8 protein-coding genes are annotated in these 14,147 nt (G+C 73.0%); 4 read left to right on the top strand and 4 right to left on the bottom strand.

All coding sequences use genetic code 11. The annotated features are described in order from the left end of the window. Positions 1–3 precede the first annotated feature (3 nt). A complete protein-coding gene (locus tag AB0A69_RS11715) occupies positions 4–2,037 on the bottom strand; it encodes a M4 family metallopeptidase (RefSeq protein WP_361418769.1) in 2,034 nt (677 codons plus the stop codon). Positions 2,038–2,495: 458 nt separating this feature from the next. On the opposite strand from AB0A69_RS11715, the gene AB0A69_RS11710 reads away from it, so the two are divergent. Next, a complete protein-coding gene (locus AB0A69_RS11710; RefSeq protein WP_361418766.1) occupies positions 2,496–3,944 on the top strand; it encodes a kelch repeat-containing protein in 1,449 nt (482 codons plus the stop codon). Positions 3,945–3,969: 25 nt separating this feature from the next. Here AB0A69_RS11710 and AB0A69_RS11705 read toward each other — a convergent pair whose 3' ends face one another. The 3 genes from AB0A69_RS11705 to glgX all read right to left on the bottom strand — a co-directional run bounded on the left by AB0A69_RS11705 (position 3,970) and on the right by glgX (position 9,983). After that, positions 3,970–5,922, bottom strand: coding sequence for an ABC transporter ATP-binding protein (locus AB0A69_RS11705; protein ID WP_361418763.1), 1,953 nt, complete (start codon positions 5,920–5,922; stop codon positions 3,970–3,972). Then, complete coding sequence (locus AB0A69_RS11700) at positions 5,877–7,652, bottom strand: ABC transporter ATP-binding protein (protein ID WP_361418760.1); 1,776 nt, start codon at positions 7,650–7,652, stop codon at positions 5,877–5,879. The genes AB0A69_RS11705 and AB0A69_RS11700 overlap by 46 nt, the downstream gene beginning before the upstream one ends. A gap of 81 nt (positions 7,653–7,733) precedes the next feature. Continuing rightward, positions 7,734–9,983 (bottom strand): glycogen debranching protein GlgX, encoded by a 2,250-nt coding sequence (gene glgX / locus AB0A69_RS11695; protein ID WP_361418757.1) that lies wholly within the window; start codon positions 9,981–9,983, stop codon positions 7,734–7,736. 455 nt (positions 9,984–10,438) lie between these two features. Between glgX and AB0A69_RS11690 the strand changes: the two genes are divergently transcribed. The 3 genes from AB0A69_RS11690 (at position 10,439) to AB0A69_RS11680 (ending at position 13,904) form a co-directional block, all read left to right on the top strand. Next, on the top strand, positions 10,439–11,578 hold the full coding sequence (locus AB0A69_RS11690; RefSeq protein WP_361419758.1) for an Ig-like domain-containing protein: 1,140 nt from the start codon (positions 10,439–10,441) through the stop codon (positions 11,576–11,578). Between the two features lie 197 nt (positions 11,579–11,775). After that, positions 11,776–13,038, top strand: a complete 1,263-nt coding sequence (locus tag AB0A69_RS11685; protein ID WP_361418755.1) for an Ig-like domain-containing protein — start codon at positions 11,776–11,778, stop codon at positions 13,036–13,038. A gap of 98 nt (positions 13,039–13,136) precedes the next feature. Then, the gene (locus tag AB0A69_RS11680) at positions 13,137–13,904 is read left to right on the top strand and encodes an enoyl-CoA hydratase-related protein (RefSeq protein ID WP_361418752.1); all 768 of its coding nucleotides are present in this window, start codon (positions 13,137–13,139) and stop codon (positions 13,902–13,904) included. The last annotated feature ends 243 nt before the right edge of the window (positions 13,905–14,147 follow it).

Below are 14,147 nucleotides of genomic sequence, written 5' to 3'. Positions count from 1 at the left end.
GGCTTACGGGAAGGTCAGCTTCCAGCTGTTGATGTAGCCGGTGTCCTGCGCGGCGACGTCCTGCACGCGCAGCTTCCAGCTGCCGTTGGCGACCTCGCTGGAGGCGTTGACCGTGTAGGTCGCCTTGACGTTGTCGGCCGAGTCGGAGGAGCTGGAGTTCTTCAGCCGGTACGCCGTGCCGTCGGGGGCCACCAGGTCGACGACCAGGTCACCGCGCCACGTGTGGACGATGTCCACGTCCACCTTGAGGGTGGCGGGCGCGTTGCCCGCGACGCCGGTGACGCTCACGGCCGAGGTGACGGCCGCGCCGTTGTCGGGGATCGCGACGTCGGCGGTGTTCTCGAAGACCTTGCCGGTGCCCGGGTCGCCGCCGCCGGGACGCGAGCCGACGTTGACGCCCGCCCACGCGTGCTCGACGGCCTTCACCTCGGCGCTGCCGGCGCCGTACAGCTCGGTCGCGACGGCGACGGTGCCGGCGCGGGCACCCGCGTAGTCGGTCCGCGAGTTGAACTTCGTGGTCAGCGCCTTGTACCAGATCAGCGCGGCCTTGTCGCGGCCGATGCCGGTGACGGGGAGCCCGTCGGAGGTCGGCGAGTCGTACGCCACGCCGTTGACGGTCTTGGCGCCGCTGCCCTCGGAGAGCAGGTAGAACCAGTGGTTCGCCGGGCCGGAGGAGTAGTGGACGTCCACGCCGCCGATGCCGGAGTACCAGTAGTCCTTGGACGAGCCGTCCTTGCTCGGCTTGTCCATGTAGCGCAGCGGGGTGCCGTTGCCCCGGATGTCGATCTTCTCGCCGACGAGGTAGTCGCCCGGGTCCTTCGGGTTGTTGGCGTAGAACTCGACGGCGGCGGCGAAGATGTCGGAGGTCGCCTCGTTGAGGCCGCCGGACTCGCCGCTGTAGACCAGGCCCGCGGTGTGGGAGGTGACGCCGTGCGTCATCTCGTGCGCGGCGACGTCGATCGACGTCAGCGGCTTGGCGTTGGCGGCGCCGTCGCCGTACGTCATGCAGAAGCAGCTGTCCTGCCAGAAGGCGTTGACGTAGGCGTTGCCGTAGTGAACGCGGGAGTACGCGCCGACGCCGTCGCCCTTGATGCCGCTGCGGCCGTGCACGTTCTTGTAGTAGTCCCAAGTGAGCGCGGCGCCGTAGTGGGCGTCGGCGCCCGCGGTCTCCAGGTTGGACGGGGTGCCGTCGCCCCAGATGTCGTCGGCGCCGGAGAAGAGCGTGCCGGTGCCGGAGGTGCCGCGGTTGAGGTTGTACGTCTTGTGGTTGCCGCGCGCGGTGTCGGTCAGCGTGTAGGAGGGCGCGGTGCCCAGCGTGACCTGGCCGCTGTACTGGGTGTTGCCGGTGCCGGTGTGCACGGCCTGCCACTCGTACAGCTTCTTGCCGGTGGTGGCGTCGGTGATGACGTGCAGCTCGTTCGGGGTGCCGTCGTGCTGGAGCCCGCCGACGACCGTCTCGTACGCGAGGACCGGCGTGCCCTGGCCCATCCAGACCACCTTGCGCGGGGCGCGCTCGGCGTCCGTCGCCTTGGAGCCCTCCGCCCGGGCGGCGCCCAGCGCCTGCTTCTCGGCGGCGGCCGGGGTGACGTCCGCGGTGGTGTCGACGCCCTTGAGCTGTGCCGGGGACGCCTTGCTGACGCCTTCCGTCTTCCCCGCCTTCGTCTCGGTGACGACGAGGTCGCCGCCGAGGACCGGGAGCCCGCCGTAGGTGCGCTCGTAACGGGTGTGGGTGGTGCCGTCGCGGTCCTGGACGACGTCGCGGACGACGAGCTTCTCCTGGGCGCCGAGGCCGAGTTGCTTGGCGGTGGCCGCCTTGTCGGCGTCGGCGGCGCGTATCAGCGCGGTGCGCTGGGCGGGGGAGAGGTCGGCGGGCAGGGCGCCGGGGTCGGCCTTGCCGGCGGCCTGGCCCTTCGGGGCGACCGGGCCCCACTCGTCGTCGGCGGCGGCGGTGCCGGTCTGCACGCCCACGGCCAGCATGGCGGCGGCGGCGATCAGAGCACCCGTCGCGGTGGCGCGACGGCTTGGCGTGGATCTCACGCGGACTCCTTTTGCGAGGGGGGTACGGGCGGCTGGGTGGGCCGCTCGGCGGTGCAAACAGAGCTGGTGGAACAGGTCGGAACGCGGCGGTGACCGCGGGGCGAACAGCTGTGCGCAAGAACGGTGGAAGAGTGGCAGCAGCGGGGGGTTGCTGTCAGGACCGCGTCAACAAGTTGGCCGGAAATCGTCCGCTGCCCACATGGTCATGTTCGTTAAGCGGACGTTTCGTCAGATGCGCCGGGAGCGCCGGGGCGCGTGCCCTGGGGTGCCTCCCGTGCCGGTGTGCGCGCCCCCATGGGGGCGGCCGGGCGGAAACTCTGGCTCGTTCCGCCCCGCCCGTCTTCCGGCCGCACCGCGTCAGTCGTTCGGTCGCCGCCCGCCCCGCGTGTCGGGGGGTGCGATGTCTTAATGGTCCCGAATGCCCCATCAGAACGTCGGAACAGAAGGCAGGGATCAAGGTGCGGATCTTCTCCAGAGGCCCCGGGCGTACGCCCAGCGGACGGCGCCGGCGGCGGTGGCTCCTCGCCGCCGCCGTGACGTCCGCGCTCACCGCCTCCGTTTCCCCGGCGCACGCCGACGGCGGCGACTGGGTGCCCGTCCCCGACATGAAGCTCGCCCGCACGGGACACGGCACCACCACGGCGCCCTGCCCCGACGCCGTCGGCGCCCTCGGGGACGGCCAGTGCGTGTACGTCGTCGGCGGCCACCCCCTCGAAGCGGCCCTCTCGCTCCACGCGTACAGCCCCGGGAAGCGCACCTGGGCGAAGCTGCCCTCGATGACCGTGGGCCGCTCCGGCCTCGCCGCCGCCACCGCGCCCTGCCCCGGAGGCGTCAAGGCGCTGCGCGGCACCTGCGTGTACGCGGTCGGCGGCACCAACGGCGGCGGCTCCCTCACCACGGTCGAGGCGTACAGCCCGGCCACCAACACGTGGGCGACCGTCCCCGGGATGAAGAGCGCCCGCGCCTTCCTCGGCGCCGCGACCGCACCGTGCCCGCCCGGCGAGACGTCCCTGCGCGGCCTGTGCGTGTACGCCGTCGGCGGCGCGGCCCGCAGCGGGTCGGCGGCCGGCGGCACGAGCGCGGCCGGCCACGCCGCCGCCCAGGCCGCCGCCAAGGGCACCGGCACGGGCACGGCCCCCGCGAAGACCCCCGCCAAGGACCAGGCCCCCGCCAAGGACCAGGCCCCCGCGAAGAGCCAGGCCCCGGCCAAGGACCAAGCCCCCGCGAAGACCCCGGCATCCGCGTCCGCCAAGGACCCGGCCCCGGGCAAGGACCCCGCCCCGGGCACCGGTACCGGCTCCGGTCAGGGGGCCCACGTCCCCGGCACCGGCTCCGGCAGCACCGTCACCACCCTCGCCACCGTCGAGGCGTACAGCCCCGCCACCAACACCTGGACGACGCTGCCCCAGCTCCCCAGCCCCCGCCGCAGCCTGGGCGTCACCGCCGCGACCTGCCCCCGCGCCGTGATCTCCACCGCGCCGTCCTGCGTGTACGCCGTCGGCGGCACCGGCGCCGACACCGCCGAGCCCCTGAGCACCGTCGAGGTCTTCGACCCCGAGTCCCGCGCCTGGGTGAAGCTCCCCTCGACCCCGACCGCCCGCCGCGCCATGGGCGTGACGTCCGGCCCGTGCCCGGGCTCCACCTCGATGGTCGGCACCACGTGCGTGTACGGCATCGGCGGCTCGCCCTCCACCCAGATGACCGCGGTCGCCACCACGGAGATCTTCGCCCCCCGCACCAACAGCTGGTCGGCCGTCCCGTCCCTCCCGGAGGCACGCTTCGGCTTCGGCGCCACCGCCGCACCCTGCTCCGACGACGTCGCGCGCACCTGCCTCTACGCCCCCGGCGGCATGGCCGGCACGACGCCGAGCGCCCACACCTCGGCCTTCGACGTGTCGCGCCTCTGAGCGACGACGGAGACGGGCGGGGCCCTCACCCCACCACGCTGTCCCGCCACGCGCGGTGCAGGTCCGCGAAGCGGCCCTCGCCCGCGATGAGTTCGGCCGGCGGGCCGTCCTCCACGATGCGGCCCGCCTCCATCACCAGCACGCGGTCGGCGATCTCCACCGTGGAGAGGCGGTGGGCGATCACCACCGCCGTGCGGCCGTTCAGCACCGTGTCCATCGCGCGCTGCACGGCCCGCTCGCCCGGGATGTCGAGGGAGCTGGTCGCCTCGTCCAGGATCAGCACCGCCGGGTCGGCGAGCAGGGCGCGGGCGAAGGAGACCAGCTGGCGCTGGCCCGCCGAGATGCGCCCGCCCCGCTTGCGTACGTCGGTGTCGTAGCCGTCCGGCAGGGCCGCGATGAAGTCGTGGGCGCCGATCGCCTTCGCGGCCCGCTCGATCTCCTCGCGGCTCGCGTCCGGGCGGCCCAGGGCGATGTTCTCCGCGACCGTCCCGGAGAACAGGAACGCCTCCTGCGTCACCATCACCACGCCGCGCCGCAGCTCGGCGTTGGCCAGCCGGCGCAGGTCGACGCCGTCGAGGAGGACCCGGCCGTCCGTCGGGTCGTAGAAGCGGGCCAGCAGCTTCGCGAGTGTCGACTTGCCCGCGCCCGTCGCGCCGACCACCGCGACCGTCTGCCCCGCCGGGATCGTCAGGTCGAAGCGCGGCAGCACCTCGCCGCCCGTGCGGTACGCGAACCGGACGCCGTCGAAGACCACCTCCCGGCCCGGGCTTTCCGACCGCGACGGCGGCAGGGCGCGCGGCGCGGCGGGCTCCGGGACCGTGGGGGTCTGGGCGAGCAGCCCGGCGATCTTCTCCAGCGACGCGGCCGCCGACTGGTACGAGTTCAGGAACATCGCCAGCCGGTCGATCGGGTCGTACAGCCGGCGCACGTACAGCACGGCCGCCGCCAGCACCCCCAGCGCCAGCGTGCCGTCCGCCACCCGGTACGCGCCCCACAGCACCATGCCCGCGACCGCCGTGTTGGCGACCAGGCGCGAGCCGACGACATAGCGGGCCATCTCCAGGATCGCGTCGCCGTTGCGCCGCTCGTGGCGGTGGTTCAGCTCGCCGAAGCGCGCGTCGTTGGCCCGCTCGCGGCGGAACGCCCGCACCGGCCGGATGCCGTTCATCGTCTCGGCGAACTGCACGATCACCGACGAGATCGCGGTGGACCGCGCGCTGAACGCGACCGCCGCGCGCCGCTGGTAGAGCCGCACGAGCAGGTACAGCGGCACGAAGGAGGCGACGGCCACGGCGCCCATGCCCAGGTCCAGCCAGAGCAGCAGCAGCGCGATGGAGACGAAGGACACGAGGACGCCGACCAGCTCCTGCAGCCCCTCGCTGAGCAGTTCACGCAGCGCCTCGACGTCGGTCGTGGCGCGCGAGATCAGGCGGCCCGAGGTGTACCGCTCGTGGAAGTCGACGCTCAGGGCCTGCGCGTGCCGGAAGATCCGGCCCCGCAGGTCCAGCAGCACGTCCTGGTTGACCCGGGCGGACGCCCGGATGAACGCGTACTGGAGCAGCCCGGCCCCCACCGCGCACGCCGCGTACCCGGCGCCGACCGCGACCAGCGGCCCGTACGCCTCGCGCCGCAGCGCCGGTACGGCGGTGTCGATGGCGTATGCGACGAGCAGCGGTCCCGCCTGGACGGCCGCCTGCTGCACCAGCAGGAGCAGCGCGGCGACCACGACCCGCCCGCGCAGCGGCCGCAGCAGCGACCGCAGCAGCGCGCCCGTCGCCCCGCGCGCCGCGGGCAGCGCGTCCCGGTCGAACGCGTCGCCGCCGCCGGCCGCCGACGGTGCCGGTGCCGCCTTCGGGGCCGCCCCCGGGCCCTTCGCGTCCTCGCGGGCGCCGTCCGCCGGCCTCGCGCCGTCGAGGCCCGCCTCCGTCTCCGTCACCGCGTACCGCCCCTCGTCGTCTCCGCACCCGACATCAGCCACGCGTACTCCGCGTTCGTCCGCAGCAGCTCCTGGTGCGTGCCGACCGCCGCGACGCGGCCCTCCGACAGCAGGGCCACGCGGTCGGCGAGCAGCACCGTGGAGGGCCGGTGCGCCACCACCAGGGCCGTCGTGTCGCGCAGGACCTCGCGCAGGGCCGCCTCGACCAGGCCCTCGGTGTGCACGTCCAGCGCGGACAGCGGGTCGTCCAGCACCAGGAAGCGCGGGCGCCCCACCACCGCCCGGGCCAGGGCCAGCCGCTGCCGCTGGCCGCCCGACAGGCTCAGGCCCTGCTCGCCGACCTGCGTCGCGGTGCCGTGCGGCAGCGCGCCCACGAAGTCCGCCTGGGCCACCTCCAGCGCCCGCCGCAGATCGGCCTCGCCCGCGCCCGCCGGGCCGGCGCCCATCAGGACGTTCTCGCCGACGGTCGCCGAGAAGAGCGTCGGCTCCTCGAAGGCGACCGACACCAGCTCGCGCAGCCGCTCCCGGGTCAGGGCCGCCACCTCGACGCCGTCGAGGAGGATGCGGCCGCCCGTCACCTCGTGCAGCCTCGGCACCAGCGCGGTCAGCGTGGTCTTCCCGGAGCCGGTCGCGCCGACCAGCGCCATCGTCTCGCCGGGCCGCACCCACAGGTCGACACCGGCCAGCACCGGCGGTGCGTCGGGCGGCGCGTCCGGATAGCGGAAGGAGACGTTCTCGAAGCGCAGCCCCCCGGACGACGGGGAAGCCGGCGCGGCACCGCCGCCGTCCTCCTCGGGCTCGTCCATCACCTCGAAGTACCGGTCCGACGCCGTCGCCGCCTCCTGGCTCATCGCCAGCAGGAAGCCGATCGACTCCACCGGCCAGCGCAGCGCCAGCGCCGTCGACAGGAACGCCACCAGCGTCCCCGCCGACAGCTCCCCGTCCGCCACCCGCACGCTGCCCAGCACCAGCGCCGCGCCGATCGCCAGCTCCGGTACGACGGTGATGACGGCCCAGATGGCGGCCAGCAGCCGCGCCTTGACCAGCTCCGTACCGCGCAGCCGCCGCGCCAGCGCACGGAACGCCCGGGCCTGGCTGCGGTGCCGACCGAAACCCTTGATCACCCGGATGCCGAGCACGCTCTCCTCGACGACCGTCGTCAGATCGCCCACCTGGTCCTGCGCGCGCCGCGCGGCGACCGAGTACCGCGTCTCGAACAGCGCGCACACCACGATCAGCGGCACCACCGGCACCAGCAGCACCAGCCCCAGCACCAGGTCCTGCGCCAGCAGCACCGCGCAGCCCACCAGCACCGTCACGCCGTTGACGAAGAGGAACGTCAGCGGGAACGCCAGGAACATCCGCAGCAGCGACAGGTCCGTCGTCGCCCGCGACAGCAGCTGTCCCGACGCCCACCGGTCGTGGAACGCCACCGGCAGCCGCTGCACATGCCGGTACAGGTCGGCGCGCATCGCCGCCTCCACCCCGGCCAGCGGCCGCGCCACCAGCCACCGCCGCAGCCCGAACAGCGCGGCCTCCGCGATGCCGAGCCCCAGCACCACCAGGGCCCCCAGCCACACCCCGTCCGGATCGCGCTCCGTCACCGGACCCTCCACGATCCACTTCAGGACGAGTGGGATGACCAGGCTCAGACAGGACGCCACCACGGCGACGAGGGCGGCGACGGACAGCCGCGCCCGGACCGGCCGCACGTACGGCCACAGGCGCAGCAACGAGCGCACGCTCGAACGGTTGGTCTCATGGTCAGCCATCAGCACCGAGCCTACGGTTCACCACTGACATCGCTCGCCTGGTTTTCGGCCGACCGGCCCTGGATCAAGCCTGCTTCCGGATCACTCCCGGACGCGCAGCAGCAGTACCGACCTCGGCGGCACCGTCAGGACACCGCCGCCCTCGTGCACCGTCCCCGGCGCCTCGGCCTGGTCCTCCCGCGAGGTGTCCACCACCAGCTCGTACGACGCGGCCCACGGCGGGCCGGGCAGCCGGAAGTCCAGCGGGTCGGCGGCCGCGTGCAGGATCGCCAGGAAGCTGTCGTCGGTGACCGGTTCCCCGCGCGCGTCACGGCCCGGGATGCCCCGGCCCGACAGGTACAGGCCGATCGTCGCGGTCCGCGCGTACCAGTCCCCCTCCGTCATCTCCTCGCCCCGCGCGGTGAACCACGCCAGGTCCCGCAGCCCGTCCGCCGCCTGCGGCCGGCCCGAGAAGAACGCCCGGCGCCGCAGCACCGGATGGGCGTGGCGCAGCTCCAGCAGCCGGGTCGTCAGCTCCAGCAGGCCGCGCGGCCCCGGCTGCTCCGGCAGCGACCAGTCGACCCAGCCGAGCTCGTTGTCCTGGCAGTAGGCGTTGTTGTTGCCCCCTTGCGTACGGCCCATCTCGTCGCCCGCGACCAGCATCGGCACGCCCGTCGAGAGCAGCAGCGTGGTGAGCAGGTTCCGCAGCTGCCGGCGCCGCAGCGCGTTGACCCCCTCGTCGTCGGTCTCGCCCTCCGCGCCGCAGTTCCAGGACCGGTTGTCGTTCGTGCCGTCCCGGTTGCCCTCGCCGTTCGCCTCGTTGTGCTTGTGCTCGTACGAGACGAGGTCGCGCAGCGTGAAGCCGTCGTGCGCGGTGACGAAGTTGATGGAGGCGTACGGGCGCCGCCCGCCCCACGCGTACAGGTCGCTGGACCCGGACAGCCGGTAGCCCATCTCCCGCACGTCTGGCAGGGCGCCGCGCCAGAAGTCCCGCACCGCGTCCCGGTAGCGGTCGTTCCACTCCGCCCACAGCGGCGGGAAGGCGCCCACCTGGTAGCCGCCGCTTCCCACGTCCCACGGCTCGGCGATCAGCTTCACCCGCCGCAGCACCGGGTCCTGGGCGATCGTCGCGAGGAACGGCGACAGCATGTCGACGTCGTGCATGGAGCGGGCCAGCGCCGCCGCCAGGTCGAAGCGGAAGCCGTCCACGCCCATCTCGGTGACCCAGTAGCGCAGTGAGTCGGTGATCAGGCGCAGCACGTGCGGCTGCACCACGTGGAGGGTGTTGCCGCAGCCCGTGTAGTCGGCGTACCGGCGGGGGTCGGCGGCCAGCCGGTAGTAGCCGCGGTTGTCGATGCCGCGCAGCGACAGCATCGGGCCCAGCTCGCTCGCCTCGGCGGTGTGGTTGTACACCACGTCGAGGATGACCTCGATGCCCGCGGCGTGGAGCGCCTTCACCATCCGCTTGAACTCGCCGACCTGCTGCCCGGCCGTGCCGGACGCGCTGTACGCGGCGTGCGGCGCGAAGTAGCCGATGGAGTTGTAGCCCCAGTAGTTCCGCAGCCCCCGCCGCAGCAGGTGGTCCTCGTGCGCGAACTGGTGCACCGGCAGCAGCTCCACCGCCGTCACCCCGAGCCGTACGAGGTGCTCGATCGCGGCCGGATGGGCGAGGCCCGCGTACGTGCCGCGCAGCTCCTCCGGGATGCCCGGGTGGCGCCGGGTGAAGCCCTTCACGTGCAGCTCGTAGATGACCGAGTCCGCCCACGGCGTCTTCGGCCGCCGGTCGTCCGCCCAGTCGTCGTCATCGTGGACGACCACGCCCTTGGGCACGTGCGGCGCGGAGTCGCGGTCGTCGCGCACGGTGTCGGCGACGTGCTGGTCCGGCCAGTCCCGGACGTGTCCGTACACCTCCGCCGGCAGGGCGAAGTCACCGTCCACCGCGCGCGCGTACGGGTCCAGCAGCAGCTTCGCCGGGTTCCAGCGCGCCCCCGTCCACGGGTCCCAGCGCCCGTGCACCCGGAAGCCGTACCGCTGCCCGGGCCGTACGCCCGGCACGAAGCCGTGCCAGATCTGGTGGGTCAGCTCGGTCAGCGCGGAGCGCCGCTCCGTGCCGTCCTCGTCGAACAGGCAGAGTTCCACCGCCTCCGCGCCGCCCGCCCACAGGGCGAAGTTCGTTCCGGCGACGCCGTCCGGCCCCACCCGGAACCGCGCGCCCAGCGGCGTCGGCGCCCCCGGCCACACCGGTGGCCCCGGGGCCGTCCTATGGCGCCCGTTCAGCTCGCGTACCACTCGCGGCGCACCGTGCGCGCTCCGCGCACGCCGCACCGCCTCCTGCTCCGCTGCGCTCGACACCTGCGGCCTCCCGCGGCTCCCCTTTTTTAAGGGCTCGGTTCTCCTCCAGGGTGCCTAAGACGGTGTCGACGGTCGATCGTGCTCGGATCGCTCGTCCCTCGCGACCCTCCGCGCTCCCCCTGCCTTCGGCGGGGGGACCCCCATCCCTGTCGACACCGCCGGCGCCCTTTCGGCTCACTCGCCCCGGCTTCCGGACCATGTGCGGACGAGCCGCGGCGTCCCGGCCGCGGCTCGTCCGCACATGGTCCTCCACCTGTTCTGCCCGCAGGGCCCGGCTCCCAACATGGCCCGCACCGACGTTTCCCCTGGAGGCCGCACTCGTTGGGCGCATCGTGAAACACGTACTGAGACGGGCAGGGCTCGGCACGGCCGCGGCCGTGACATGGGCAGGACTGGTGGCAGGACTGGTGGCGGGGCTGGTGGCGGGCCTGGCGGCCTGCACCGCAGGCGCCTCGCTGGACCTCGGCGTCGGGGACAAGGCCCGGGCGCCCGGTGACACCATCCGGGTGACCCCGGAGGACGGCGCCAAGGGCGTCGCGCCGGACGGCCGCCTGGAGGTGCGCGTGCCCAGCGGCCGGCTGGAGCGTGTCCGGGTGAGGAAGGTCGAGGACGACCGGCCGGCCGAGGTCCCCGGCTCGCTCTCCGAGGACGGGCTGCGCTGGCGCCCCGCGCCCGGCACGCGCCTGGAGCTGGCGGCCAAGTACAGCGTGGACGCCGTCGCGCTGGACGGGCACGGCCGTCGCTCGGCGCGGCACTCCACCTTCACCACCCTGGTCCCCGAGCACCGCTTCATCGGCTACTTCAAGCCCGAGAACCGCTCCGTCGTCGGCACCGGGATGATCGTCTCCTTCGGCTTCAACCGCCCCATCGAGAACCGCGCCGCCGTCGAGCGGGCCATCCGGGTCACCGCCCGGCCGCCGGTCGAGGTGGCGGGCCACTGGTTCGGCAAGGACCGGCTGGACTTCCGGCCGCGCGCGTACTGGAAGCCGGGCACGCGGGTCACCGTCGAGCTGCGGCTGCGCGACGTCGAGGCGGCGCCCGGCGTGTACGGCATCCAGCACAAGACGGTGAGCTTCACCATCGGCCGCTCCCAGGTGTCCCGGGTGGACGCCGAGGAGCACACCATGGAGGTGCGGCGCGACGGCCGGCTCGTCACCACGCTGCCCATCACGGCCGGGGCGCCCAAGACGACCACGTACAACGGCAAGATGGTGGTCAGCGAGCTCTTCGACGTGACGCGGATGAACGGCGCCACGGTCGGCTTCACGGACAAGAAGACCGGCAAGGGCGAGTACGACATCAAGGACGTGCCGCACGCGATGCGGCTGACCGACTCGGGGACCTTCCTCCACGGCAACTACTGGGCCCCGCCGTCGACGTTCGGCGCGGCGAACGTCAGCCACGGCTGCGTGGGCCTGCGCGATGTGAAGGGCGGCAGTCCGGACACCCCGGCGGGCTGGTTCTTCGACCGCACCCTGATCGGCGACGTGGTGGAAGTCGTCAACTCCCGCGACCGCACGGTCGCCGCCCACAACGGTCTGGGAGGCTGGAACATGGACTGGAAGCGCTGGAAGGCGGGCTCCGCGCTGTCCTGAGTGCTTCCTTCACCCCCACGACCCGAGCGCGCCCCGCATGGCACGTGTTCGTCCTGGACAAGTTGGGACTGAACGGTGACATTCGAGGGCGCTTCGTGGTGCCCGCGATGTGATTATCTAACGCGGTGCGCGCGGTTGAAGCGCGCGGGGGTGCGGGCCGTGGCGGTGCCAGGCCGGTGCGAGGGGAGAACACCACAGTGAACGGGCAGCCGATATCGGGGGCATCGGCCGGAGCGGGCGGCACGCGCCGCACGGGCACGGGCAAGCGCAGGGGCACGGCCCTGCTCATGGGGGCGCTGCTGCTGCTGGCGACGGCGTGCGGGGGCGGCGGCTCCGACAGCGGCGGCGGCAAGGGCGGGGACAAGAAGCAGGACGCGGCCGCGGTGGGGAACGCGGCCTCGCAGGCGGTCGTCACCATCACGCCCAAGGACGGCGCCGCGTCGGTCGCCACCAGCGGGGCCCTGAAGGTCACCGCCGAGAAGGGCAAGCTGACCACGGTCACGGTCGCCGACTCCAAGGGCAACCAGGTCGAGGGCAAGATCGCCGCCGACGGCACGAGCTGGGAGCCGGTCCGGCACCTGGCCTCCGGCACCAAGTACAAGGTGCACGCGATCGCCAAGGACGCCGACGGCCGGGAGTCCGCCAAGGACACCACGTTCACCACGCTCGTCCCGAAGAACACCTTCATCGGCCACTACACGCCGGAGGACGGCTCGACCGTCGGCGTCGGCATGCCGGTCTCCATCAACTTCACCCGCGGCATCACCAACCCGGAGGCCGTCGAGAAGGCCATCAAGGTGACCGCCGTGCCGTCCGTGCCCATCGAGGGCCACTGGTTCGGCAACGACCGCCTCGACTTCCGCCCCGAGAAGTACTGGGCGGCGGGCACCAAGGTGACCGTGAAGCTGGACCTGGACGGCGTCGAGGGCCGTCCGGGCGTGTACGGCAAGCAGTCCAAGACGGTGTCCTTCACCATCGGCCGCAGCCAGGTCTCCACGGTCGACGCGAGCGAGAAGACCATGAAGGTCGTCCGCGACGGCAAGCTCATCAAGACCATCCCGATCACCGCGGGCGCGCCGTCGACGACGACGTACAACGGCCAGATGGTCATCAGCGAGAAGTACAAGGTGACCCGGATGAACGGCGCCACCGTGGGCTTCGGCGGCGAGTACGACATCAAGGACGTGCCGCACGCCATGCGCCTGTCGACGTCCGGCACCTTCGTCCACGGCAACTACTGGGCGTCCAGCTCCACCTTCGGCTCGGCCAACGTCAGCCACGGCTGCGTGGGTCTGCGCGACGCACGCGGCGCGGGCGACCCGAACACCCCGGCGGCCTGGTTCTACGACAACTCGATCATCGGTGACGTGGTCGTCGTGAAGAACTCCAAGGACAAGCAGATCAAGCCGGACAACGGCCTCAACGGCTGGAACATGTCCTGGTCGGAGTGGATCAAGTAAGCCCGATCGGGTAACCCCCCGCCCCCTGGGGCCCGGTGCCGCGGAAGTGACCGACGGCACCGGGCCCCTTGCCGTTAACGGGCACTAACCTTCCCTGCATGACAGTCACTCTCGAAGTCTCCGAAGGCGTCGGCACCCTCCGCCTGGACCGCCCGCCGATGAACGCGCTGGACATCGCCACGCAGGACCGCCTGCGCGAGCTCGCGGAGGAGGCCGCCCGCCGCGACGACGTGCGTGCGGTGGTGCTGTACGGCGGCGAGAAGGTGTTCGCGGCCGGCGCGGACATCAAGGAGATGCAGGCGATGGACCACGCGGCCATGGTGCTGCGCTCCAAGGCCCTCCAGGACTCCTTCACCGCCGTCGCCCGCATCCCCAAGCCCGTCGTCGCCGCCGTCACCGGGTACGCGCTCGGCGGCGGCTGCGAGCTGGCCCTGTGCGCCGACTTCCGGATCGCCGGCGAGAACGCCAAGCTGGGCCAGCCCGAGATCCTGCTCGGCCTCATCCCGGGCGCGGGCGGTACGCAGCGCCTGGCCCGGCTCGTCGGCCCGTCGAAGGCCAAGGACCTGATCTTCACGGGCCGTCATGTGAAGGCGGACGAGGCGCTGGCGATCGGGCTCGTGGACCGTGTCGTCCCGGCGGCCGAGGTGTACGAGCAGGCGCACGCGTGGGCCGCGAAGCTCGCGCAGGGCCCGGCACTGGCGCTGCGCGCCGCCAAGGAGTCCGTCGACGCGGGTCTGGAGACGGACATCGACACGGGCCTGACCGTCGAGCGCAACTGGTTCGCCGGGCTGTTCGCCACCGAGGACCGGGAGCGCGGTATGCGCAGCTTCGTGGAGGAAGGTCCTGGTAAGGCCAAGTTCCTCTGAGCGCAGGCCTGTTGCGGCCTGCCGTCGTTCCGGGGCCTCGCGTGTCAGCCGTGTGGGTGGTTTGACGGAGCGGTGGACGGGCCCGGGGGTATGCCCTGGGCCCTCTTCGCCGGGCGGGTGTGACCTGCGTCACCGCAGGTCACGCGCCATAGGGGAGATCTTCATGCCGCAGGCATATGTCAAAACGCCTCTCCGGGGCCGCCGCCGGGAGCGGACCGATTCCCCGGGAACGCCCCCGCGGCG

Source organism: Streptomyces sp. NPDC045431 (assembly GCF_040646655.1).
Classification (GTDB): Bacteria; Actinomycetota; Actinomycetes; order Streptomycetales; family Streptomycetaceae; genus Streptomyces.
Note: the sequence above shows the minus strand (reverse complement) of the source record. Positions and strands in the feature narration are given on the sequence as shown.

Coding starts and splice junctions, on each gene's coding strand:
- AB0A69_RS11680 (WP_361418752.1), top strand. CDS start 13,137: ATGACAGTCACTCTCGAAGTCTCCGAAGGCGTCGGCACCCTCCGCCTG.
- AB0A69_RS11700 (WP_361418760.1), bottom strand. CDS start 7,652: ATGGCTGACCATGAGACCAACCGTTCGAGCGTGCGCTCGTTGCTGCGC.